Consider the following 22,278-nt stretch of genomic DNA (forward strand, 5'->3'; position numbering starts at 1 on the left):
GTAGTGGGGATTTGGTTTACGGCGCTGGGGATAAGCACGATGGCGTTCAATCTGAACGGGTTCAACTTCAACCAGTCAATTGTGGACAGCCAGGGTCGGGTAGTACCGAGCTGGGCGGACATTATCAATCGTGCGAACCTGGGGATGGAAGTGATGCATGAGCGGAATGCGCACAACTTCCCGCTGGATTTGGCAGCGACTGGTGTATCTCCTGTAGCTCTCGTTGCCCCTGCTATTGAAGGTTAGTACGTTGGGTTAAGTAAGGGATGAACTCCTGATCTGTAACGATCGGGAGTTTTTTTTGTGGCTAGACGACGAAGGAATTGAGGATGCCAATGACGATGACAAATAGCACCCACAGAATGGAACCCAGGAGAATGAGAGGACGAGTTTGGTTCCAGTTACTGGGTAGGGCATAGGCGACAGGTACGGCAATTACCATGGCGAAGGAGTAAAGGATAAACAAACCCACCAGTATTTGAAAGAATAAAGTCATAACTAAAGCTCCGTTTACTAAATGTTTGTACTTCTAAAGTAGCAGAAATCAGTAGTAATTAGTTAAGGTCAAGCGTCCACCGTTAAGCAACAAAAAACAGGAGTCAGACTGACCCCTGTCCAAAGTGTAAACTACTTGATAACTAGCTCAATACGTTGATAGCGTAATCGATGTAGGAGTTAGCTTCTACAGCAGCATCCCCAGTCAAACCATGGTTAGCACGGATGTACTTGAGAGCCTCAATGTACCAGCTAGGGGACAGTTCAAAGGTGCGGTTGATTTCTGCCAAACCGGCTACCAAGTAATCATCCATGGGACCAGTACCACCAACAATCAGGCAGTAAGTGATCATGCGGATATAGTAGCCGATGTCCCGTACACACTTGTCTCTGCCTAACTGGGTAGAAGCGTAGTTAGGACCTTGCATGGTGGTAGTGTAGGGGAACTTTTGGTAGACAGCATTAGCAGCAGCATTAGCCAGGTTGACAGCGTTGGCAGAGAGAGCACGAGCCGCTTCCAGACTAGCCGCAGCTTGACGATAGCGACCAAAAGCAATTTGAATTTCAGTGGAGCTAGGAAAGCGCCCTTGGGAATCAGCAACAGCAATAGCTTCAGTTAAAGGGGTTTTCATTGTAATTCTTTCTCCGTTGATTTAGATGGTTGACCAGTGGAAAAACTACACTACAGCAGCAGCAGCCCGATCGAAGTAGGTAGCCAATTCAGCGATCAGGTTGGAGCAATCGCCACGGGTGATGTTGTTGGGGTCATTAGCAATGGCAATGGCAGCATCCTTCATCTTTTGAATGCCTACTGCTACAGAAGCCCCAGGGGTACCGAGAGCCAAGTAGGTTTCCCGCAGACCGTTCAAGCAACGATCGTCCAGTACACTAGCATCTCCAGTGAACATGGCATAGGTGATATAGCGAAGGATGATTTCCATGTCCCGCAGGCAGGCAGCCATACGGCGGCTAGTGTAGGCATTGCCACCGGGAGCGATCAACTGGGGCTGTTCCGCAAACAAAGCACGCGCAGCATCTGCCACAATCTTGGAAGCATTGCTGGAAATGCGGTTGACGATGTCCATGCGCTTGTTACCTTCGGCAACCATAGCACTGAGGGCATCGAATTGAGCAGGAGTGAGATACTCCCCACGGGCATCAGCCTGAGCTACAACTTTCGCAAAAGCGTCGAACATAGACTTAGGTCTCCTAAGAGTTTATGTAATAGAGTTGGTCTAAAGGGCTGTTTCTAAAACTTGCCTTATACACCTTAGCATTTTTTATACTATGTCGTTGAATCGGTGTTTGTTACAAATTTTTAAGCTGGGCAAACCTCTGTCGACAGAAATTTGAATTTATGTGTGGGGATCAGGGGTAAGAGCTAAAGACATACTTAAGAATGCCCCGATCACTTTGGTTTGGGATTTTAGGATACATAAAACTCTAATAAATGGGGTTTCACTGAGGAAGGACGCACAAGAGAGTAGATATCCATGAAAATTGCTGTAGTCAATGAGACAAGGGGTTTTGAGCGCCGCGTAGCGCTGGTGCCCAGTGTGATAGCGACTCTAGTTAAACGGGGTTGGACGGTCACGATCGAAACAGGGGCTGGTTTAGGGGCTAATATTACTGATAGCGAGTTCCAGGCGGTGGGAGCTGCCATAGGAAACAACAAAGCGCAAATTCTGGCTGAGGCGGATGTCATTGCCAAGGTCAGTCCCCCTACCCCCGAAGAATGGGAGCATTTGCATGCTGGGCAGATTGTGGTGGGCTTTCTCAATCCCCTGGGAGTACCCCAAACGATTGCTGCTTTGAATGAGCGGGGAGTGACGGGAATCAGCATGGAGATGATCCCCCGCACCAGTAGGGCACAGTCCATGGATGCCCTGTCTTCTCAAGCGTCGATCGCTGGTTACAAAGCGGTAATTTTAGCAGCGGAAGCTCTCCCCCGTTATTTCCCCATGTTGACAACGGCGGCAGGCACAATTCCCCCCGCTAGGGTGTTGGTGATGGGAGCAGGTGTAGCGGGGTTACAGGCGATTGCTACTGCCAGACGGCTAGGAGCTGTAGTAGAAGCCTATGATATTCGCCCAGCGGTGAAAGAAGAGGTGCAGAGTCTGGGGGCCAAGTTTATTGAAATTACCCTCAACGAAGAGACAACTGCCCAGGGGGGCTACGCTAGGGAAATTTCCCAGAATGCCCAGGAGTACGCTCGCCAGATTTTGACTAAGCATGTGCAGGAAGCTGATGTAGTGATTACTACTGCCCAGGTACCAGGCAAAAAAGCGCCCATCCTGGTCACGGAAGAGATGATTGCAGGCATGAAACCCGGTGCTGTGATTGTTGACCTGGCTGCTGAGCAGGGGGGAAACTGTGTGGGGTCGCAGCCGGGACAGACGATCGAGAAGAACGGGGTAAAGATTTTAGGACCTGTCAACTTACCTTCGACAGTAGCTGTCCATGCTTCCCAGCTCTACAGCAAAAATATCTGCAATTTCCTCCAACTATTAGTAAAAGACAAAGCCATCTATCTGGATTTCAGTGATGACATTGTCAGCAGTGCCTGTGTTTGCCATGGTGGGGAAATTCGTCATCCCAGGGTAAAAGAGATGTTAACGCCAGTACAAGTCTAGGAGGGGCTTATGGAAGGCTTAATCAGCGCTTTGTTTGTGTTTGCATTAGCTAGTTTTGCCGGCTTTGAAATTATTAACAAAGTCCCCCCTACCCTCCATACACCTCTGATGTCGGGGTCTAACGCTATCTCTGGTATTTCTCTGATTGGTGCGCTTTTAGTAGCCAGTAGTAGCCAAAATCCCACCTTAGCCACTGTTTTGGGCTTAATTGCTGTAATTGCCGCTACGGTGAATGTGGTGGGAGGTTTTCTAGTAACCGATCGCATGTTGGAAATGTTCAAGAAAAAGGAGGGCTAAAATGGCAGACTTTCTACCGAGCGCGATTCAGTTGGCCTACTTGGCTGCGGTGGGCTTGTTTATCCTGGGCTTGAAACGAATGAGTTCTCCCGCCACTGCGCGTCAGGGCAATATTTTGGGGGCAGTGGGGATGTTTTTGGCAGTAGGGGCTACTCTTCTGGATCAGCACATTTTGAACTACACCTATTTGGCGGTGGGACTAGCGATCGGGTCCGCCCTAGGGGTGTGGATTGCTTACGGGGTAGCGATGACGGATATGCCCCAGATGGTGGGCTTCCTCAATGGTTTGGGGGGCTTAGCTTCTTCCCTGGTAGCAGTAGGAGAATACTGGCGCTTGACCCACAGTGGCACAGGAATACCGATCGTGGTTGCCATCTCCATTCTCTTGAGCGTGCTCATCGGTAACGTTACCTTCACAGGCAGTATGGTAGCCTTTGCTAAGCTGCAGGGGATTATGCCTGGTACACCCATTAAATTTGTGGGGCAGCAGTGGGTCAATGGTGCTCTGTTGGTGGGGTTCCTGATTGGCAGCGGCTGGATTCTCTTCCAACCTGACCTGTGGATTTTCCTCACCATCAATCTGATTGCCCTCGTAGTGGGGGTTTTGCTGGTAGTACCGATCGGGGGTGGCGATATGCCGGTGGTGATTTCCCTGTTAAACTCCTTTTCCGGCTTGGCAGGGAGTGCTGCTGGTTTTGTAGTGATGAACAACATTTTGATTGTGGCAGGTGCCTTGGTTGGAGCATCTGGGCTTATCCTCACCCAGATCATGTGTAAAGCCATGAACCGCAGTTTGCTCAATGTTCTCTTCAGTGGTTTTGGCAGTGTGACAGCGGCTGGGGCAGCAGCAGGTCAAACCCAAGGCACAATAAGGCAAGTAGATGCCGAAGAGGCAGCAATGATTATGGGCTATGCTCGATCGGTAGTGATTGTCCCTGGTTATGGCATGGCAGTTGCCCAAGCCCAGCACGCTGTACGGGAGTTAGCGGAAGTACTGGAAAAATTAGGTGTAGATGTGAAGTATGCTATTCACCCTGTGGCGGGGCGGATGCCTGGTCACATGAATGTGCTCTTGGCAGAGGCTAACGTACCCTACTCCCAACTCTACGACATGGATGACATCAATCCCCAGTTTCCCTACGTGGATGTTGCCCTAGTAATTGGTGCCAATGACGTAGTTAACCCCAGTGCCCGCACTGCCAAGGACAGTCCCATCTATGGGATGCCCATTTTAGAGGTGGACAGGGCAAAGCACACGATCGTGATTAAGCGGGGCATGAACAAGGGCTTTGCAGGGGTAGAAAACGAATTGTTCTTCAAAGAGAGGACAATGATGCTCTTTGGCAATGCCAAGGAAACTGTCATGGCTCTCACCAACGCCCTCAAGGAATTAGAGGGGTAGTACAATAGGGCAGAAGTTATAGGTGATCTAGATTATGGCGCTGAAAGTTCTGATTCCCACACCCTTGCAAAATCTGACGAATAACCAAGCCACGATCGAGTGTGAAGCCGCTAACATCCGTGAAATGCTCAACACCCTGGAGGCAACCTTCCCTGGGTTCAAGGAACGCCTCTGCGACGAGAATGGGAATATCCGCCGTTTCGTCAACTTCTATGTCAACAGCGAAGATATTCGCTTCCTTGACGGTGCCGATACTGCCCTCAAAGATGGGGATGAAGTGAGCATTGTACCTGCCATTGCTGGCGGATAAATTAACCTAAATCCCCCAGTTGTTCTAGGGCGATCGGTATTAGCCAGAGCAAACTCTCTTGGGGTGTTTTCTTAAAGGGGGAGTATCTATTCCCCCAATTTCTTAACCATTGGGCTAAGGCTGCTGCCCCCGCCTGCACCTGTTTCCACACATCTAATGGTCCCACCTTAAACCCCACCTGCAGAGCAAATACCACTACACCAATCATCAGGGCAGTTTGGAGGGTTGTCTTAATAACATTGACCAGCCACAGCACTACTAATACTGCTACAACTAGGGCACCGACAATGAGGGGGGTATTCATCCTACCTGACTCCACCAACTATTATCCATCCTAGCGTAGCAGCGCCTGGGGAGAAACTCCTGCCCGCATAGATACCAACACCCCGATCGCTTCCAAATAATTTTCCACTACAATACCCCTGATCCCCACGTCCTGGGGCAAGACATCTAGTACCGTGGTATTCCCTCTGACCAGAACAATTGTCGAACCCTGTTCCCACCAAGCCAACAGAGCAGGACTACCACAGCAGGTGTAGGGAGCAATTACGGCGCTGATCTGAGCCGATCGCAAATCCCCAGGTAAGAGATGACCAAGCTGGCTAACAATTTGGGGCGCATGACTCAACCCCACCAACACACAGGGCAAAAAGGTGTGGCCTATTTCCTCCGCACAAGCTCTGGGGTCAACCTCTGGGGATAGAGGCAAGGGTCGCAAGGCGGGGGCATGGGCACAGGGTAACTCCAACTCCCGCGTGATTAGGTGACTGATTACCGCTTCCGCTCCCGCTAGGGCATCTACCCCCTGTCCCAATCGATACTTCTGCAGTATTTCACTCTCTGGCTCATCTGGAAAGCGCGCCACCACCGCTATAGCCTTGATCCTACCATTCCTTTCTAGCAACTCCACCGCTGCCCTCAGCAAACTGTCGGGACGGGCGATCGTGCCCCATGTTGCTCCCGAACTGCCCTGCCGTAGCTCCACGCCGAGGGGGGTATCCGTAATCACCGCTTGGGGAATGTCCAGTCCCAAAGTTGCCCGTGCCGCTGCCATAACCTGCTCATGCCTAAGCAACAAGTCCGATTCAATTGCCCGATCGAAAATAACCCCGATCGGGTTTCCCTGTCCCGGTCGAAGTGCCCACCTACCCATGGCAAATTGATTGAGGGCATAGCCTTCCGTGTAGAGGACATTGGGGAGAGGGTAATACAGACTGGCGCCGTTGACTACGTTGGGATGGGTTACCACCCAATCGCAAACTGCAGCTAGGGCACGGACTAGAGGTAGAGCATCCCCCGCAAAGCCCCCGATCGCTGCCCCCACCCCCGTGGGAATAATGACCGCAACGTTAAACACTATTTATGATGATGAAACCTGATTCCCAAGAAGATGTCATAGATAAACCCCCCCAGGTCAGGTAACTGCCACAGACCCAAACTTTGGGGTGAGCCGTGGGCATCTAAGAGGGGCTTCATCTTGTAGTAAGCAGGCTGATAGTTATACCAGGGAATATTAGGCCACAGATGGTGAATTAAATGGTAGTTCTGCCCCAGCAACAGAATATTCAACAGCCAACCAGGATAGACACGGGCATTTTTCCAGCGCGATCGTTCTTGGAAAGGGCGATGGGGCAAATAGTCAAAGAACAGCCCTAGGAGCAATCCCATAATTCCCGCTGGACCAAACCAGTAGGTGAGAATGTAAGACAAAAATCCGTAGTAATAGCCCAAAGTTAAGACAATTACCAACAACAGACGGCTAAAGAACCACTCCCACAGTTCCCACTTGCGCCACAACCGCCGTTGGAAAAAAAACACCTCGTGATAGAAGAACCGCACCGCAATTAACCAGAGGGGACCACCCGTTGAGACAAAGTGATCGGGGTCATTCTCGGGGTCGTTAACGTGGGCGTGGTGTTGCATATGCACCCTAGTAAAGACAGGATACACAAATCCCTGCAGCAGCGCCGAAATATGCCCCATCACCGCATTGACAATCCGATTCCTATGGGCTACCCCGTGGGAAGCATCATGGATCACCGTACCCAAGACATACAGAGAGACAAAGTTAAGGAAGAAGACTAAAGGCGGATACCAATGCCAGAGCCAGTAACCCGTTGTAGACAAAGCAAACAAAATGACTGCAAAAATCAATAGAGCTAAAGTAGGATTGAACCCCTCTGGTGCACCCATAAATTCAATAGGGGTTAAAGTAGTCTGTCCCGCCTCCTGCATCTATAAATTCCGTAGCTTTAACCTCTAGTAGTATACGCGACCTCCGAGCAAATGTTTAGATTTATGACAGGGAGGGGAGCAAATTCATCCCTAGAGATGGACACTGATAGCACCAACGGGACAGGCAGGGATACACTGCTCACAGACAGTGCAGGTACTGCGATTAAAACTGAGGCGAAAAGAATGGGGGTTAAGCGTAAGGGACTGGGTAGGACAGACCCCTGTACAGAGACCGCAATCCACACAGACCTCCTCATCAATGACGATCTCCTTGCTCTGTAGGGAAACAGTAATATTCAGGGAACGCATCCACTCGATCGCACTCTCTATCTGATCCATATCCCCCTGCAGTTCCAACACCATTTTCCCCACCTGATCGGGAGCGACTTGGGCACGGATAATATTGGCAGCCACATTAAAATCCCGCGCTAAACGGTAGGTGACAGGCACACCCACAACCGTACGGGGAAAAGTGAGATTAACTCGCCGCTTCATTCTAGTCCCACCAACTTGGCACTTAGCTCCCAGAGTTTTGCCGCCTTGGCATCATCCATTGCCTCAGGTGAAAGCTCCTGGATAAAAGGCTCCCGTCCCTCCTTTTGCCGATCGCCCCAACTCCAATAGGCTCCTGACACCCGCAGTTTGGGGTCTGTGACTACATCTGCCACCCGCTGCCCCGCCAGTTCCTGGGACACATAGCCCTTGGTGATATATTTTTGCAAGATGGGGAAGAGGACACGAAAGAGCGGGAAATAGTGTCTAAACAGAGCCGTATCTGCCACACAGCCAGGGTAGAGAGACAGGAAAGCAATCCCCGTACTTTCATAATAGCGGCGGTGTAGTTCCCGCATTGTCATAATATTGCACAGCTTACTATCCTTATAGGCTTTGCCCGAGTTAAAGGGCTTACCGTCAATCATACTGATTGGTTCTTTGAACCCCTTGGCTAGTCCCGTTAAATCTCCTAGGTCAGGGGGAGTGGGGAAAGGAATCTTGCCACCAAACTGTTTAGTGTTAGCAGTAACTGTGCCGAGAATAACCACCCGCCGATCGGGATAGGTCGACTTTTGCAAATCCTCTAACAGCAACCGACACAGGAGATAATGCCCCAGATGATTGGTAGCAACCGTGAGTTCATAGCCATCAGCACTGCGCAGGGGTTCCTTGAGGATGGGGTAATAGACGGCAGCATTACACACCAAAGCATCCAGGTTTTTCCCTGTGCTGCGAAAAGCGGTGACAAATTCCCGTACTTTAGCTAAATTCGCCAAATCAAGGGGAAAGATGGAATAATTTCCTTCCACCAATCCCACTTCAGTAGTTACCTTAACAGTTTTTTCTAAATTACGACAGGCAAGCACCACGTGCCAACCTCTGTGAGTCAGTGCCTTAGCCGTATAAAGACCAACCCCAGAAGATGCCCCCGTCACAATTACGGTCGGAGTATATGCCATAGGGAATATTAAAAAAATTACTAACGGCTGATCCTAGCACCCTGGAGTTGGGATTGCGCTGACTGCAAAACTAATTAACTATTCTGCCACGGCGCGGGGAGATAGACCTTTTTCGCCAACCCTACGATCTCCAACAGACGAATTACACCCCAGGTCAAATCAATCTCCCACCAGTGCAACCCCGATCGAGCGGATTTGGGATAGGCATGGTGATTGTTATGCCAACCTTCACCGTAGGTCAGAAGAGCTGCCCACCACAGGTTAGTAGAATGGTCTTCCACATCAGGGAAATTGCGATAGCCCCACTTGTGGCAGGCAGAGTTAATCAGCCAAGTCGTATGCCAGAGGAAAACCGCCCGCACAAACACCCCATAGACCAAAAAGGACAGCCCCAAACCTTGGCTCGCACCGATGCCATAGATTAGCAGTGCCAGGGGGATTTGCAAGAAGACAAAGTACTTTTCTAGAAAGAGGTAATAGGGGTCAGCAGCGATTTCAGGAGCATAGTTGCAGTAGTTCTCCAGCAGAAAATGTTCAGGTCTGGCGCGCAGCACCCAATCCATGTGACTCCACCAGAACCCCCGCTTGGCTGAATAGGGGTCTTTATCGACATCTTCGGTAAAACCGTGATGTTGGCGGTGATTACCAGCCCAGAACACAGGACCACCCTGGAGTGCCAATGCCCCTAAAGTAACAAAAACATACTCTAGCCAACGGGGTACTTGGAAACTACGATGACTGATAAGACGGTGATAGCCCAGACAAATGCCCAGACTACCCAACAGCCAGTGTAAAAATAGCATCATGCCCAATCCCTGCCAGGAAAAATAGAAGGGAGCGGCACAGGCGGCGAGATGAAAAACGCCAAAAAAGATTACGTTCACCCAACTAAATCGAGGGGATACAGTCGCAGTCAATGTCATGGAATTGTAAATAAATGTACAGAGTTTGCACCCCCCTAGACTACCACAAGGCGATTCCCTCTAGGCATTATTTCTACCCTAGGGTAAGTTGTAGACCCGTTCCCGATCGGTCAATTTATCGTAAATAACTAACTTAGCATTAATAAGGTTAGTACTAGTAGCATAGGTAGTAAGCAGTTGTTTAATCCAGCTCAGCAAAGTGTGTAACTCAACTGAATGACTACCCGTTTTTTTCAAGTAAAACCAATTTTCCTGTAGGCTAGGGACTATCTGTACCGATCGGTTTAAGTAGTAACTACACCAAAAAGTAAGATAATCCTCCTTCTTTAGTAAGTTTAGCTCTGCTAGGAGGTGGTAGGGATCATGATCACTTTTGTGGAACTTTAACTGTTGGTTTTGGGGTAACTTTGTCTCAATATCACGGAAAAATTGATAAATTTGTTGCAAGCCGTGACTGATATACTTCCTAGCTAAGTTAGAATTTTGCACCAGTTCCTCCCTGATCTGCTGACGCAGTGCTCGCTTCTCCTCTAGTATATCTCGGTATTCTGCTAATATCCGTTCTGGCGGATTTAACCAATTGCGGATTAAGTCATCAATACTTATGCCTGGCTTAACACTACGGTTTTGCAGTTTTTGTATTTCCAAACTCAAAGCCTCTAACTTGGTTTCGTAGTAAAAAAACTTCCAGCGAAATTCCTCGATCGTTTCCGCATCTAATAGAGGATTACTGAGAAGTTCTGCCACACCATCACTTTTACTAAAAAACTGCAGACGATCGAAGTCTAACGCAGTAGTATCAGGGGACGGACTAGAGGATACAAAGATAGTATCTAGGTCAAGCAATGTGTGCTTAAGGGGTTCAAGGGAAACACATATGTTATCGAATTGCTTGCGAAAATTTTGCGAGTTTGCATGGATTTGAGCGGTTAGGTGCTCCATCTCCATGTAGACTTTACCCAGAAGTACGTCAATTGGTCGCTTGGTCATTTAGGGGTGTGCTCTAGGGTTACCCGTATTTTACTTTGAGTCTTCAGTGGGCACCACTCCCTTTAGCAAACGAACAGTAGAAGCTTAAGCCAATTGATAAAAATCTGCATGGCATCACAATCCGAATTTATCTTGCTCTAAAAGTTTACCTAATTTTGCAATTATTCCAGGGAGGGAGTAAATAGGGGAATAGACTTTGCTAGGGCAGAGATAAAACAGTTTTGTACTTTTACCGATCGGGTCATAGCTAGGATTTTCTCTGTTAAGCTTTGTATTAATATTTAACACTACGGGGTGAAAATCAATACAGTTACGCAAAAGTATGCACCGAGAAAGCGGATAGCCTAATCAATTTAATCTTTTTCTTCTTTCTCTGGTTCTATCTGAGGGCAGCCGATCATGCTACCTACTTCTCTGAGTAACCCTATTGCTTCGTCACGATCGGTAGTGGAATCTACTTCGATCGGTTTCCCTTTGCAAGGTAGGATTTGCACCTTGTAGATAGTGGAGTCTTCATCACGCACAGTGTCAATCCTGACAGATTGAATCTCATTAAAGCTATAAATCCTTCTGAAAAGGGGGATACCTATGCGTAGGTAGCTAACCTGACCAAAATTAGAGTTGATACTCAGCTTCTCTACCCACAAAAAGGCAGCAACAGCAGACACACCAATCACAATAAACAGACCTGGGAATAGAATGCTAAGCAAAAATAAGGGATCAAAGTTTCTTTCCTCAGTCAAAGTAAAAGTTTCCTCCTGAGACTTAAGGAATGTATCTAAGCGAGGTGGTATCTGTGCAGCTAACTCGTATGACATTCTCAGCTTCTCCACACCCCCCACTTTTTGCAACTCTACAAAATAAACCTTGTACTCATCTCCCTCACTATCTCTTCTTGTTTCCTCTACATACTTTGCTCCTTTGACTCCTTTGTATTCCTGCACACTAACTGGAAAAATAGACAGTCTTGGGGTCATAGAGAGTTGACAGTCAGCTAGCCGTGGTTCTATTTTTTGGCAGGTAAACTTTGTAATCCCCAGCCTGGATAGAGACATACCAATCATAAACAAAGGCATGCCAATAAAACCAATACCCCAAACCAGCATAAACAAAATTAGGAATAAGGGTGGAGCCGTGGTAAAACTTATCTCCCCTGTCTTGCGTGTAACTTTGACCATAGTCAACCCTCTAAATCGCCGCTTCTAGCAGCTTAGGGTATGGCTGGCAGTCTGACCAATTAAATTTTCCTAAAGCCCGAGGAGTATCCCCTTTGTCCTAGATATTGGATAGAGTAGGTAGTAATAAAACCACAAAATAATAAACCAAGGGAGCAGTAAATACATAACTATCAGCCCGATCGAGTATGCCGCCATGTCCAGGAATAATCTGTCCTGAATCTTTTACTCCCGCATCTCTTTTCATCATGGATTCTGTTAAATCTCCCAATAAACTAGCAATGCCAATCAAGATTCCCAAGCCTAACCCTGTCAAAGTAAAGTAAGGTAATTGGCGATACCAAGCCCACCCGATCGCTACAGCAATACAACTGGACAGACCACAAATTGCCCCTTCCACTGTCTTTTTGGGACTAATAGTTGAAAGTTGGGTTTTGCCAAATAATTTACCCCCCACATAGGAAAAAATATCAGATGCCCAAATACAAGTAAACGCCATCAATACATCTATTCCCCCTTGATTCAGACCCAATAACAAATAACTATCATCCCCTACCCCCCGCAATCGCACCCAGTAACTAGGTAAATAACCGCCATAAAATAACCCCAAAATCGAAGTAGCAATATCAGCGATCGTGGCTAATTTGGGTTGAAACAATAGGTAAAAACAGATAAAAGTTCCTGCCACAGGTACAACGGCATCGGCTAAATCTACCTGCAAATTTAGGTCATTTTGTAACTGGCAAAACACTAGAAGTACTTGACTAACTACCATTGTGGTTTTAGCCGCCGGTTCTAACCCCTTCGCCCGTGCCATCTGGAAATATTCCCACTGTCCCAAAAACACCAGTATGCCCAAACAGACAGTGAAAACCCACCCACCCCACCAAATCACCATCAAAGCAAGAGGAATGGCAACGAGAGTACTGATGATTCTGTCCCAGGGCAGAGTGGCGGGGTTTGACAACATTTTGCTCAATGTTAAATTAGATAAAGAATTATATGTTCATTGTAGTGCCCTTGCCCCAGAGTGTGGAAAGACGATCGTTTTACACGGTGTTAGGGGTGAGTCCCCGCGCCACAGCGGCAGAGATCAGGCGTGCCTATTGGCAGTTGAGTAAACGCTACCATCCAGACACTACTACTATTCCGCCCGAAATTGCGCGAGAAAAGTTGCGGGAAATCCAGGAGGCCTATCGTGTCCTGCAAGACCCTGTACACCGTGCTGCCTACGATTTATCCCTCCTACCCCAATACCAAACCCCTCCCCTACCCGTTTCCACCAGAGAGGACGATGGACTGCCCACGGAACGTGCTCTCTCGGGCGGCGAAATCTTTGCCCTGGTCATTTTGTTGCTGACTTTGCTAATCTGTCTAGGGTTGGCTTTTACTGTAGCGCTCTTACGGGAACTGGGATGAAACTACCACCGCCTGATACACCTCTGTATAACCACCCTCTACCCACGATCGAAGCCTGGCTGCGGTCAAAGGGCTGTGTGCAAGATGAGGAAGACCCCACGCGCTGGTCGGTGGTTTATGAGGGTTGGTCAGCGGAAATCATGATGGACATTGAGGAAATCCGCGTCCGTTATAACCGATCGGGGGCTATGCGTGCCTTCCCCTACTCCCTCAGTCGCCGTGATGTGGAAGATGCCATCTTTACAGGACCCTGATCTGTGCTATAGTGAGCCTCAACAGGTAAGTAAGAATACAAAGGCAAGGAGGATTTTTGTCTAAGTCCTATCGGGTTGCTATTTTGGGAGCAACGGGGGCAGTGGGGGCAGAGTTTGTGTCCCTTCTGGCAGAGCGCCATTTCCCTGTCGCTGACCTGAAATTGCTGGCTTCCCCCCGATCGGCGGGTAAAAAAATTCCGTTTCAGGGGGAGGAAATGACGGTGGAGGCGGTGACAGAGAGTATTTTTGCGGGTGTTGACCTGGTGCTAGCCTCGGCGGGGTCAGAGCAGGCAAAGGTATGGGCACCGATCGCCGTAAGCAAAGGCTGTGTGGTAATTGACAACTCCAGTGCCTTCCGCCAGGAACCAGATGTGCCGCTGGTCGTACCGGAAGTCAATCGCTACGCCCTCAAAGGACACAAAGGCATCATTGCCAACCCCAACTGCACGACAATTCTGATGAGTGTGGTGGTCTATCCCCTGCACCGGGTGATTCCTGTGGAGCGGTTAGTAATTGCCACCTACCAATCAGCTAGTGGAGCGGGAGCGCGGGCAATGGCAGAACTCCTGGAGCAAACTAGAGCGATTTTAGCTAATCAATCCCCCCCTACGGAAGTATTCCAGTATCCCCTTGCCTTTAATCTTTTCTTGCACAACTCCCCCTTTAATGCCGATGGCTACTGCGGGGAAGAAGTAAAGATGATGAAAGAAACCCGCAAGATTTTCGCTGAGCCGAATTTGCGCTTGACTGCCACCTGTGTACGGGTTCCCGTATTGCGCGCCCACTCGGAAGCGGTTAACATTGAGTTCCGTGCGCCGTTTCCTGTGAAAACCGCTCTTGAAGTATTGCAGCAAGCCCCAGGGGTGACGGTAGTGCAGGATTTTGAGCGCAACTACTTTCCCATGCCGATCGAGGCTAGTGGCAAGGATAACGTCTTGGTGGGCAGAGTTAGGGCAGATTTGTCTCATCCCCATGCTTTGGAGTTGTGGCTCTGTGGTGACCAGATACGTAAAGGAGCGGCTCTTAATGCTATTCAAATCGCTGAAGCTATGATTGCTGACCAACTTCTATGACCATACCCTTTGGCAGACTGATCACGGCGATGGTTACTCCCTTTGACGGGGAGGGAAACGTTAACTACGACATGGCGGTGCGCTTGGCTCTGCACTTGATCGAACAGGGCAGTGATGCGATCGTTTTGTGTGGTACGACGGGGGAATCACCCACCCTGACTTGGGAGGAGGAGTATCAACTCTTTCAGGCGGTTAAGCAGGCGGTAGGGGACAGAGCAAAAATTCTGGCAGGGACTGGCTCTAATTCCACCAGGGAAGCGATCGTGGCAACGCAAAAAGCGGCAGCTCTGGGACTAGATGGGTCACTCCAGGTTACACCCTATTACAACAAGCCCCCCCAGGCTGGTCTATATGCCCATTTTCGCGCCATTGCTGAGTCAGCTCCCCAATTACCTATCTTGCTCTACAACATTCCAGGTAGGACGGCATGTAGAATTGAACTAGATACAATCCTGCGCCTTAGTGAAATTCCCAACATAGTGGGCATCAAGGATTCCACAGGGGACTTGGGACTGGCAGCTGAGGTGCGGGGTCGCTTGGGAGAAAGTTTTGCTATCTACTCTGGGGATGACTACTTGACCTTACCCTTGATGGCAGTGGGGGCAGTGGGGGTAGTGAGTGTGGCATCTCACCTGGTAGGTAGAGACATAAAGCAAATGATTGACTATACAGTAAATGGTAGGATGAAGGAAGCTGAGGCTATTCATCAACGGCTGTTACCACTTTTCCGTGCTCTATTTATCACTACAAATCCTATTCCCATCAAAGCAGCTCTTAACCTCTTGGGTTGGGAGGTAGGGGGATTAAGGCTACCTCTTGTGACTGCCGATGAACAGACAGTAGGCAAACTAAAACAGGTACTCACGGATTTAGGTCTTTCGACATAGGTTTTTTCTTTGTTCATTTATTTGTGTAACTCTATGACTAAATTAACAACTCAACCTGCGCTGAAAATTATTCCCCTTGGGGGTTTGAAGGAGATCGGTAAGAATACCTGGGTGTTTGAAATCAACAATGAAATTATGTTGTTGGACGGGGGGTTGTCCTTCCCAGAAGACGGAATGCCAGGTGTAAATATTGTGCTGCCGGATATGACTTATCTACGGCAGAATAAGCACAAAATCAAGGGGATGATTGTTACCCACGGGCACGAAGACCATATTGGCGGGATTCCTTTCCACCTCAAACAGTTCGATATTCCTGTGATTTATGGTCCGCGTCTGGCAATGGCGCTCTTGGAAGATAAACTAGCAGAAGCGGGTGTCAGTGGTCGCACGGAGCTACGCCGCGTCGCCCCAAGGGAGGTAGTACGGGTTGGCAATAGTTTCTTTGTGGAGTTTATCCGCAATACTCACTCGATCGCTGATAGTTTTAGTGTTGCCATCAATACGCCGGCGGGGTTGGTGATTCACTCTGGTGACTTCAAGTTCGACCATACGCCCGTGGATGGGGAAATGTGTGATTTCCAACGGCTAGCAGAGCATGGGGAACGGGGTGTGCTCTGTTTAATCAGTGATTCTACCAATGCAGAAGTGCCTGGTACTTGTCCGTCGGAACGATCGGTGTATCCCCATCTGGAACGTTATATTAGTACTGCGCCGGGGCGGGTGATCCTGACTACGTTTGCTTCTTCTGTCCACAGGCTGCAGATGGTTTTGGAAATTGCCCAAAAAACCGGGCGGATCGTGACGGTACTGGGACGATCGATGTTGAATGTGATTGCCCATGCCCGTACTTTGGGTTATATCAAGTGTCGAGATGACTTGTTTCAGCCTTTACAAAATCTACGCCACTATCGGGATGACCAGATTCTGATCCTGACTACTGGTTCTCAGGGTGAGCCTAATTCCGCTCTTACTCGCCTTGCCAACGATAGCCACAGCCAGCTGAAGATTGTGCCTGGAGATACGGTTATCTTTTCAGCCAATCCTATTCCTGGTAACACAATTCCTGTGGTGCGCACGATCGATAAGTTGATTGCTCTGGGTGCGAATGTTATCTATGGCAAGGAGAAGGGAATTCATGTGTCGGGGCATGGTTACCAGGAAGACCAGAAGTTGATGTTGGCGCTGGTGCGTCCCAAATTTTTCTTCCCTGCCCACGGCGAATTGCGGATGTTGAAGCTGCACGCCAAGATGGCAGAAGCTATGGGCATTCCCCCCGAAAATATTGTCATTGCTGAGAATGGGGATGTGGTGGAAGTGTCCCAGTCTGCTATTCGCATTGTGGATAAGGTACCTGCGGGTATTGAGCTGATCGATGCCTCGAGGGAAGGGGTGGTCAATGGTTCTGTCCTACAAGACCGTCTGCAAATTGCCGAAGATGGGGTGATCACGGTGGCAGCCTCGATCGGTATAGATGGCAAGCTTTACACTAATCCTGACCTGCATGTGACTGGGGTTGTGTCAGTTACAACAAGGCAGGAGTTGTTGGAGTTGGTCACTCAAACCTTGGAGCAAGCTTTGCAATTGGGTTGGGAGAATTTCATCAATGGCGGCATTGTGGATTGGGTCGGTTTGAAACAATACCTAGAGCGAGAGGTGACTAAGACGGTGCGACAAAAGCTCCAGGGTAAACCCATGGTGGTGCTCTTACTACAGACGCCTCCTCCTCTCCCTGTTACCAACGGCACGAAAGTTGCTAGGGGGGTACAGGAGATGTCTGACACCCGATCGGCAAATGGTCACAAGGAAGATAGCTCTACGGTGCGGCAAACTGGCAGAAGACGGCGCTCTACTGCTACGGTATGACTGACCGAGACTTCCAACAACGTTTACGGGCAGAAGCTCGTGCTCCCTACCGCCCCTTGCGAAAATTTATCTATGCCACGCTGATGGGGTCTGGTGTGATCGGAGCGGTGGTGTTTCTGTCCCAGCTGTTAGCAGGCAAGGGGGATTGGGGGGAGCTGGGGGTAAATTTAGCTATCCAGGTGGGGGCAATCGTCTTGTTTGGCTGGTTATTTGCCATCGATCGGGAGCGCTTCCCTAGGAAGGAATAAGGCGGCTACCTCATCTCAGGCATTTATCGGAATCGCAGGGGGCTGGGCCTGCCTCCTCCTGTACGCCCCGATCGTATTTGGCTAGGGCTGCATGGAAGTCGTCAGTCTTACGGCGGGCAAGGACTTCTGCTACTAAACGATCGTAGGTGGCTTTATCGATCGGTTCAAAAGGTAGGCGGGGGAAAGTTTGATGGTCATCAAAGCGGGCAAGCAGAGCAGCGGAGATGTACCCTTCATCATTTTGGATGGCTTCATATATCCGTCTAGCGAGGGGCTCAATTTCAGACTCCCTTAGCTCAATTGTGGCGGAGGTGTTGTGGGTTGTGTAAAACTTTTGTACCTGCATATAGAAGTCGAACTGGGCCAGGGCAGAAAACTTGGCAATATCAATTTCATCTGCACCTGGTAGGTTTGCCCAGGGTACTTCCACGGGAATTTCTACCAGCCATTCTGTGCACCTGGGGTCAAAGGGGTCATTGAGCAAGTTGCCCTGCTCATCTTTGTCTGATTGGGAAGGGACAATGTTGTAGCCGTAGTCCAAACAAGCCAGTGCCACAGGGTCATCTTTACGAAACGTTATCCGCCGAATGTAGCGGGCTGCTTTGGGAGGGTGCCATCCAGGAGATGCATTTGTCAGCAGACTCTTTGTGCCTGCTGGTTGCACAGTTGTACAGCGGTTGGGGCGTTTCAATCCATGCCGATCGCAATAGTCCCACACCACTTCATGGACTACCTGTCGCCAAAAGGTGAGATATTCTCTCTCTGTCTGCCTGTATTGTTCCCCTTCCTTGCTACTGGGTCTGCCTTCCGCCCACCACCTTAACCAATCCACGCCAAATAAATGGACAAAGAAATCAAACAAACCTGTGAAGGATACGCCCACGATCGGGTCGAGTTCTCTACTTCTTTGATAGCGCTCTACGACAAACTTGTGGTTGAGGAGAGAAGCAACCGCTAGTGCTCCTGCGGTGAATGCCTCTCTTTGCGTCAACCGATCGTTGGGGTTGATTTGATTGAGATGGACTTCTGCCAAGTTGCAATGAAAATCACTACCTAAAATTTCACCGCAATTGTGAGTAATGCAGCCATTAGCAATGAAAGAGTTTGTAAAGGGAACTTGTAAATCAAACACATTCTCTTGAGTCCATTCCGTAACACTCACAACAGCTGAAGAAAACCAACTATCTACCACTTCGTCCGAGTAACAACGGCTAGATTGCCAATTGACAAATTCCTGCAGCTTATATTGCTTTTGCTCAGAGAGAGGAAATCCAATTTTTTCTGCAAACTTCTTAGCCTCAGCACGATAGATAAGCAATCGCCACGAACCCCTATTAGAGCTAATCTTTTGTGTGCCATCTTTTAGATAGTAAGTAATTCCAGGAGAATTTGGCTTTTGTTTTTCCCTAATACTACTTCTAATCCCCAGGTTAAGTAGTAACAACTGAATCTGCCTTAGTAGAGTAAGTGACTGACTGACTAAATCAATATGTCTAGCTGCGACGTTGACTGCACCATCAGCAGAGAAAATTCCTTGTAGGAAACCAACAATAACTTCCCTAGACTGACAAAGGAAATCGAGTGGTAAACTCTGCTTTGTGGTAAATTTTATCTTTTCCAGAAATTCATTAATTGCTCGCGCTCCCGTGTGGAATGTATAGACTCCTTTCACTAGGCTAGGCTCATAACCTGTAATCGATCTTACTGCCCGACTCAAAACAGGAAATGCATTTGCAAACTCAACCTGGTTAATGTAAAAGACAGCATCCAATCTACCCCTATGTTGGTATATTGAACCATCACCATATAACCACCCAAGCATTTGTGCTTGTTCCACGGATATTGTGCCTACACCAAATTCACCCTCTCCTTTTTGAATTAATATCCTATGTTCAGGTGTCAATTCCCTAGTAGCAACCCATCCTCTGTTTGTCAAATGCTGATGGTTATCAGTACAGCGCATCTGCATGCCGTTAGCGAGAGTGATTTGATAGGTGGTTTTAACCCCACTAGGAAAAGCAATAGCGTCGGTCAGTGCCGTTCCCTGCAAACCAATTGCCCTCAGGTCAACTAGTACTTGAAATTTTTTCCCCACAAGTTCAGCTATTGGTACAAGCCCAAGGTTAGTAGCTACTAAGGTATCCCCTGAGTGGCAGGGATTCAAACCATATCTCTGTAGACGATGGTTAAGTTCCACTTCAGGCATAGTGGGATGCTTTACTTGTAACCACTCTCTGGCTCTATTCTCTGTATACGCTTTCAAGAATTCTTGCTTGATTGTCAAGTCGAACAGAATGTCTGCATTTGATCTAGCTACAGCTTCACCTGCCCATTGAATTGCTCCTTCCCCTGAATAATACTGCTTTCTTACTGCCTCGATCGTCTCTTCCAATGTTGGTTTACGATGGAACACCCTTGTGTGGTTACTCATCCTCAAGGCATCCCGATCGGGGTCAATGCGCCAGTTGCCCTGTTCATCCTGCTGCCAGAGATTGGCTTTGGCATTGGCAAATTCTTCATCTTCACTGGCTCCCTGCCTCATGCCTGCGCTGTTGTGAGTTAAATAGCCATCACAATAAAAGCAATGAGCTTCTTCTACTTCCAAATCATAGGTTGGTACATAATCTTGCACTCCTAAACCCTTAAATGTGACAGGAATATCCATATCTACATCAGATTGTTCGATGTAACGTTCATAGTTGGCATCAATGTCATGGGCACCATTAAAACCCATTTTTCTCATTTCTGAGTAAGTGTAACAAGAACGCATCATTTCACCAGGGATGGTGAAGCCATACATTTTCAAACCTTCCTTTACAGCACCTTTAATAGAGTATGGAGCAATTAAAGAGTTGTACTGCTTTTTGCAAGCAGGGATCGTTAAATTATATTTAACTTGCCATTTTTCTTGGGTAGGGGTCAGAATCTTTAGTCTGCTGGGTATTCCCAAACTAGACAGAAGAACTCCTACTTGTCTGCTAAACTTGCGATAGATAGATGTCAACAAATGGGGAGGTCGGTTATTTACTGCTCCATCACTATCCATCAAACCAGCAAGATAGGCAGCTCGAATTTCTACTGTAGCTTGTAAAATCCACTGAGGGACTTCTAAAGGACAGTTAGGTTGCTTGATGTGTTGATGAAAGTATTCTGCCAATCGAATTGATGAACAAATGACCTTTGCCGTATTTTCGGTCCGAGAGTTCTTACGAGTTGCTGTCACTCCAAACAAAGCCAGAACACGATCGATTTTTTGTTGTATCTTTTGACTCAATTCAATTTGAGCAGAGTTCATTGCCCATTCAACTCGACCATAGGGTTTTCCATATTTGTTTCTCCCCAGAGCTACGTAACCGTTTCCATGAGTAAATCCTATCAGCCAAGCAACATCAGGGGTTAAGTCAGGTATGGTAATTGATTTCGCAGTCCGACTTTGTTTCGGTCTTTGGGCTGTAGTATCTGGGGGCAAACTTGTCACTATACCCGGAATCACTTGGGTGTTATGTATCAACCGATCGTTTGGCTCTAGTGCTACCACGTATTTCCATTTGATCCCCCCCTCAGCATCTGCAAGAACTGCGACACGATGATTCAACGTCGCTCTAGGGAAAGTGGCATTGGTCTCAATCTCGGTAATTTCTTGGACACCTTGGTCAAATTTTTGCACCACTCTTCTAAACCCGATCGGTGTTTGCACTAAATCACCGACCTGTACATCTTTGATGGGTACAAGCCCCCGAATTGTGTGCACTAAAGCATCTTCTGGAAGACATCTCCTAATATTACCTGCTACAACACAAACAGCCGCTTCATCAATCAACAAGCAACACTCAACGGATGTTAACTTTCTCCCGATCGCGCGGTTGAGAATCTTGGCACACCTTTCGTACAAACCAGGCAGTTTTACTGGGTTAGCCACCCCCCCAAACCCCTTGAGCGGCTCTCCCGCAGGACGGACATCACTCACATCAACTACAACATCTACTTCACCAGCAAACCGTCGGTCTGCTGCCAACTCCAGCACTGTCTGGTAGGATTTCACCCACCCCCTGCGGCTGTCCCCCACGAAAATAAAAGCCTTTTGCGCTCCGATGTCTAGTAAGACCTCTGTCTCCTCCCGCCGCTTCTCTTTGGGTGTAGCCCCGATCGTGCCTACTACCTGTACATTTAACTTGTTGCGGATAACAGGCAGTTGGTTAATGTATTTGGGTTCTAGGACTGCCCCTGTGCCAGAGCCCTGCATTGCCAAATCCATGAGCAGCCCGAAACTCTCCCAATCAGTGATGTTTGTGGAAGTGCAGTTGTAGGCGCCGGAGTAATTAGCGGGGTTCTCTAGCCAGGGTGTGCCCCCTACCCACAACCACCGTCCAGAGGTAAGGCATTGCAACGATCGTTGGTAGCGGTCAATTAGTGCCGCCTCTGCCTCCGTCAGTTTCCCTAATTTCCTTAGTCCCTCCAGAGTGCGTTGACATACATCTAGCCAACTCTCCCTTGCACGCACAGGCGGTTCGCGAGTCTCACCGAGCGGCTGAACTTGTCGCAGCCGACTATAGGTGCGGTAGAAGACAGGATTGGCAACTGGAGCTGATTCAGGAAAACTCATAACTACCTCGGTAGACG

24 protein-coding genes are annotated in these 22,278 nt (G+C 48.5%); 11 read left to right on the plus strand and 13 right to left on the minus strand.

The window, feature by feature from the left end; genetic code table 11:
* Positions 1 to 246: photosystem II q(b) protein (locus NZM01_06245; protein MCS6959632.1), on the plus strand; the 246-nt coding region annotated here is incomplete at its 5' end.
* Between the two features lie 61 nt (positions 247 to 307).
* On the opposite strand, the gene psbZ is transcribed toward NZM01_06245, so the two are convergent.
* The 3 genes from psbZ to NZM01_06260 form a co-directional block, all read right to left on the minus strand.
* Positions 308 to 496 carry a photosystem II reaction center protein PsbZ gene (gene psbZ / locus NZM01_06250; GenBank protein ID MCS6959633.1) on the minus strand — a complete coding sequence of 63 codons (189 nt, stop codon included), beginning with the start codon at positions 494 to 496 and terminating at the stop codon, positions 308 to 310.
* A gap of 142 nt (positions 497 to 638) precedes the next feature.
* Positions 639 to 1,127: a phycocyanin subunit alpha gene (cpcA, locus tag NZM01_06255; protein ID MCS6959634.1), complete on the minus strand. Its 489-nt coding sequence runs from the start codon at positions 1,125 to 1,127 to the stop codon at positions 639 to 641.
* A 45-nt stretch (positions 1,128 to 1,172) separates the two neighbouring features.
* Entirely contained in the window at positions 1,173 to 1,691 is a 519-nt protein-coding gene (locus NZM01_06260) for a phycocyanin subunit beta (GenBank protein MCS6959635.1), read from the minus strand.
* Between the two features lie 297 nt (positions 1,692 to 1,988).
* Between NZM01_06260 and NZM01_06265 the strand changes: the two genes are divergently transcribed.
* The 4 genes from NZM01_06265 to NZM01_06280 are packed head-to-tail and all read left to right on the plus strand — an operon-like array spanning position 1,989 to position 5,137.
* Positions 1,989 to 3,128, plus strand: coding sequence for a Re/Si-specific NAD(P)(+) transhydrogenase subunit alpha (locus NZM01_06265; GenBank protein MCS6959636.1), 1,140 nt, complete (start codon positions 1,989 to 1,991; stop codon positions 3,126 to 3,128).
* Between the two features lie 9 nt (positions 3,129 to 3,137).
* A complete protein-coding gene (locus NZM01_06270) occupies positions 3,138 to 3,425 on the plus strand; it encodes an NAD(P) transhydrogenase subunit alpha (GenBank protein ID MCS6959637.1) in 288 nt (95 codons plus the stop codon).
* Position 3,426: 1 nt separating this feature from the next.
* Positions 3,427 to 4,827: an NAD(P)(+) transhydrogenase (Re/Si-specific) subunit beta gene (locus NZM01_06275; GenBank protein MCS6959638.1), complete on the plus strand. Its 1,401-nt coding sequence runs from the start codon at positions 3,427 to 3,429 to the stop codon at positions 4,825 to 4,827.
* 34 nt (positions 4,828 to 4,861) lie between these two features.
* Positions 4,862 to 5,137: a MoaD/ThiS family protein gene (locus NZM01_06280; protein ID MCS6959639.1), complete on the plus strand. Its 276-nt coding sequence runs from the start codon at positions 4,862 to 4,864 to the stop codon at positions 5,135 to 5,137.
* Between the two features lies 1 nt (position 5,138).
* Here the strand turns inward: NZM01_06280 and NZM01_06285 are convergent, their stop codons facing one another.
* The 9 genes from NZM01_06285 to NZM01_06325 form a co-directional block, all read right to left on the minus strand.
* Positions 5,139 to 5,441, minus strand: a complete 303-nt coding sequence (locus NZM01_06285; GenBank protein MCS6959640.1) for a hypothetical protein — start codon at positions 5,439 to 5,441, stop codon at positions 5,139 to 5,141.
* A 30-nt stretch (positions 5,442 to 5,471) separates the two neighbouring features.
* Positions 5,472 to 6,494: a DUF3326 domain-containing protein gene (locus tag NZM01_06290; protein MCS6959641.1), complete on the minus strand. Its 1,023-nt coding sequence runs from the start codon at positions 6,492 to 6,494 to the stop codon at positions 5,472 to 5,474.
* Positions 6,494 to 7,372 (minus strand): fatty acid desaturase, encoded by an 879-nt coding sequence (locus NZM01_06295; GenBank protein MCS6959642.1) that lies wholly within the window; start codon positions 7,370 to 7,372, stop codon positions 6,494 to 6,496. The genes NZM01_06290 and NZM01_06295 overlap by 1 nt, the downstream gene beginning before the upstream one ends.
* A gap of 90 nt (positions 7,373 to 7,462) precedes the next feature.
* Positions 7,463 to 7,867, minus strand: coding sequence for a 4Fe-4S binding protein (locus NZM01_06300; protein MCS6959643.1), 405 nt, complete (start codon positions 7,865 to 7,867; stop codon positions 7,463 to 7,465).
* Entirely contained in the window at positions 7,864 to 8,826 is a 963-nt protein-coding gene (locus NZM01_06305) for a protochlorophyllide reductase (protein MCS6959644.1), read from the minus strand. Before NZM01_06305 ends, NZM01_06300 begins: the two co-directional genes overlap by 4 nt.
* Positions 8,827 to 8,900: 74 nt before the next feature.
* A complete protein-coding gene (locus NZM01_06310) occupies positions 8,901 to 9,749 on the minus strand; it encodes a fatty acid desaturase (protein ID MCS6959645.1) in 849 nt (282 codons plus the stop codon).
* A 78-nt stretch (positions 9,750 to 9,827) separates the two neighbouring features.
* Entirely contained in the window at positions 9,828 to 10,739 is a 912-nt protein-coding gene (locus NZM01_06315; protein MCS6959646.1) for a hypothetical protein, read from the minus strand.
* 353 nt (positions 10,740 to 11,092) lie between these two features.
* Positions 11,093 to 11,917, minus strand: a complete 825-nt coding sequence (locus NZM01_06320) for a hypothetical protein (protein ID MCS6959647.1) — start codon at positions 11,915 to 11,917, stop codon at positions 11,093 to 11,095.
* Between the two features lie 97 nt (positions 11,918 to 12,014).
* Positions 12,015 to 12,863 carry a phosphatidate cytidylyltransferase gene (locus NZM01_06325; protein MCS6959648.1) on the minus strand — a complete coding sequence of 283 codons (849 nt, stop codon included), beginning with the start codon at positions 12,861 to 12,863 and terminating at the stop codon, positions 12,015 to 12,017.
* 53 nt (positions 12,864 to 12,916) lie between these two features.
* Between NZM01_06325 and NZM01_06330 the strand changes: the two genes are divergently transcribed.
* From NZM01_06330 to NZM01_06355, 6 genes are read left to right on the plus strand one after another with little or no spacing between them, the layout of a single operon-like run.
* Positions 12,917 to 13,333 (plus strand): J domain-containing protein, encoded by a 417-nt coding sequence (locus NZM01_06330; GenBank protein MCS6959649.1) that lies wholly within the window; start codon positions 12,917 to 12,919, stop codon positions 13,331 to 13,333.
* Positions 13,330 to 13,587 (plus strand): DUF3143 domain-containing protein, encoded by a 258-nt coding sequence (locus tag NZM01_06335; protein MCS6959650.1) that lies wholly within the window; start codon positions 13,330 to 13,332, stop codon positions 13,585 to 13,587. The genes NZM01_06330 and NZM01_06335 overlap by 4 nt, the downstream gene beginning before the upstream one ends.
* Before the next feature lie 56 nt (positions 13,588 to 13,643).
* Entirely contained in the window at positions 13,644 to 14,660 is a 1,017-nt protein-coding gene (locus tag NZM01_06340) for an aspartate-semialdehyde dehydrogenase (GenBank protein ID MCS6959651.1), read from the plus strand.
* A complete protein-coding gene (dapA, locus tag NZM01_06345; protein ID MCS6959652.1) occupies positions 14,657 to 15,547 on the plus strand; it encodes a 4-hydroxy-tetrahydrodipicolinate synthase in 891 nt (296 codons plus the stop codon). The genes NZM01_06340 and dapA overlap by 4 nt, the downstream gene beginning before the upstream one ends.
* Before the next feature lie 33 nt (positions 15,548 to 15,580).
* Positions 15,581 to 17,410, plus strand: a complete 1,830-nt coding sequence (locus tag NZM01_06350; protein ID MCS6959653.1) for a ribonuclease J — start codon at positions 15,581 to 15,583, stop codon at positions 17,408 to 17,410.
* Positions 17,407 to 17,658 carry a DUF3493 domain-containing protein gene (locus NZM01_06355; GenBank protein ID MCS6959654.1) on the plus strand — a complete coding sequence of 84 codons (252 nt, stop codon included), beginning with the start codon at positions 17,407 to 17,409 and terminating at the stop codon, positions 17,656 to 17,658. Before NZM01_06350 ends, NZM01_06355 begins: the two co-directional genes overlap by 4 nt.
* Before the next feature lie 10 nt (positions 17,659 to 17,668).
* Here the strand turns inward: NZM01_06355 and nrdJ are convergent, their stop codons facing one another.
* Positions 17,669 to 22,261, minus strand: coding sequence for a ribonucleoside-triphosphate reductase, adenosylcobalamin-dependent (nrdJ, locus tag NZM01_06360; protein MCS6959655.1), 4,593 nt, complete (start codon positions 22,259 to 22,261; stop codon positions 17,669 to 17,671).
* Between the last annotated feature and the right edge of the window lie 17 nt (positions 22,262 to 22,278).

This window comes from Pseudanabaenaceae cyanobacterium SKYG29 (genome assembly GCA_025055675.1).
In the GTDB taxonomy this organism is placed as follows: Bacteria; Cyanobacteriota; Cyanobacteriia; order Pseudanabaenales; family Pseudanabaenaceae; genus M5B4.

Excerpts from the sequence above, each read along its gene's own strand:
- psbZ (MCS6959633.1), bottom strand. The coding sequence starts at position 496 with ATGACTTTATTCTTTCAAATACTGGTGGGTTTGTTTATCCTTTACTCC.
- cpcA (MCS6959634.1), bottom strand. The coding sequence starts at position 1,127 with ATGAAAACCCCTTTAACTGAAGCTATTGCTGTTGCTGATTCCCAAGGG.
- NZM01_06260 (MCS6959635.1), bottom strand. The coding sequence starts at position 1,691 with ATGTTCGACGCTTTTGCGAAAGTTGTAGCTCAGGCTGATGCCCGTGGG.
- NZM01_06265 (MCS6959636.1), top strand. The coding sequence starts at position 1,989 with ATGAAAATTGCTGTAGTCAATGAGACAAGGGGTTTTGAGCGCCGCGTA.
- NZM01_06270 (MCS6959637.1), top strand. The coding sequence starts at position 3,138 with ATGGAAGGCTTAATCAGCGCTTTGTTTGTGTTTGCATTAGCTAGTTTT.
- NZM01_06275 (MCS6959638.1), top strand. The coding sequence starts at position 3,427 with ATGGCAGACTTTCTACCGAGCGCGATTCAGTTGGCCTACTTGGCTGCG.
- NZM01_06280 (MCS6959639.1), top strand. The coding sequence starts at position 4,862 with ATGGCGCTGAAAGTTCTGATTCCCACACCCTTGCAAAATCTGACGAAT.
- NZM01_06285 (MCS6959640.1), bottom strand. The coding sequence starts at position 5,441 with ATGAATACCCCCCTCATTGTCGGTGCCCTAGTTGTAGCAGTATTAGTA.
- NZM01_06295 (MCS6959642.1), bottom strand. The coding sequence starts at position 7,372 with ATGCAGGAGGCGGGACAGACTACTTTAACCCCTATTGAATTTATGGGT.
- NZM01_06300 (MCS6959643.1), bottom strand. The coding sequence starts at position 7,867 with ATGAAGCGGCGAGTTAATCTCACTTTTCCCCGTACGGTTGTGGGTGTG.
- NZM01_06305 (MCS6959644.1), bottom strand. The coding sequence starts at position 8,826 with ATGGCATATACTCCGACCGTAATTGTGACGGGGGCATCTTCTGGGGTT.
- NZM01_06310 (MCS6959645.1), bottom strand. The coding sequence starts at position 9,749 with ATGACATTGACTGCGACTGTATCCCCTCGATTTAGTTGGGTGAACGTA.
- NZM01_06315 (MCS6959646.1), bottom strand. The coding sequence starts at position 10,739 with ATGACCAAGCGACCAATTGACGTACTTCTGGGTAAAGTCTACATGGAG.
- NZM01_06320 (MCS6959647.1), bottom strand. The coding sequence starts at position 11,917 with ATGGTCAAAGTTACACGCAAGACAGGGGAGATAAGTTTTACCACGGCT.
- NZM01_06330 (MCS6959649.1), top strand. The coding sequence starts at position 12,917 with ATGTTCATTGTAGTGCCCTTGCCCCAGAGTGTGGAAAGACGATCGTTT.
- NZM01_06335 (MCS6959650.1), top strand. The coding sequence starts at position 13,330 with ATGAAACTACCACCGCCTGATACACCTCTGTATAACCACCCTCTACCC.
- dapA (MCS6959652.1), top strand. The coding sequence starts at position 14,657 with ATGACCATACCCTTTGGCAGACTGATCACGGCGATGGTTACTCCCTTT.
- NZM01_06350 (MCS6959653.1), top strand. The coding sequence starts at position 15,581 with ATGACTAAATTAACAACTCAACCTGCGCTGAAAATTATTCCCCTTGGG.
- NZM01_06355 (MCS6959654.1), top strand. The coding sequence starts at position 17,407 with ATGACTGACCGAGACTTCCAACAACGTTTACGGGCAGAAGCTCGTGCT.
- nrdJ (MCS6959655.1), bottom strand. The coding sequence starts at position 22,261 with ATGAGTTTTCCTGAATCAGCTCCAGTTGCCAATCCTGTCTTCTACCGC.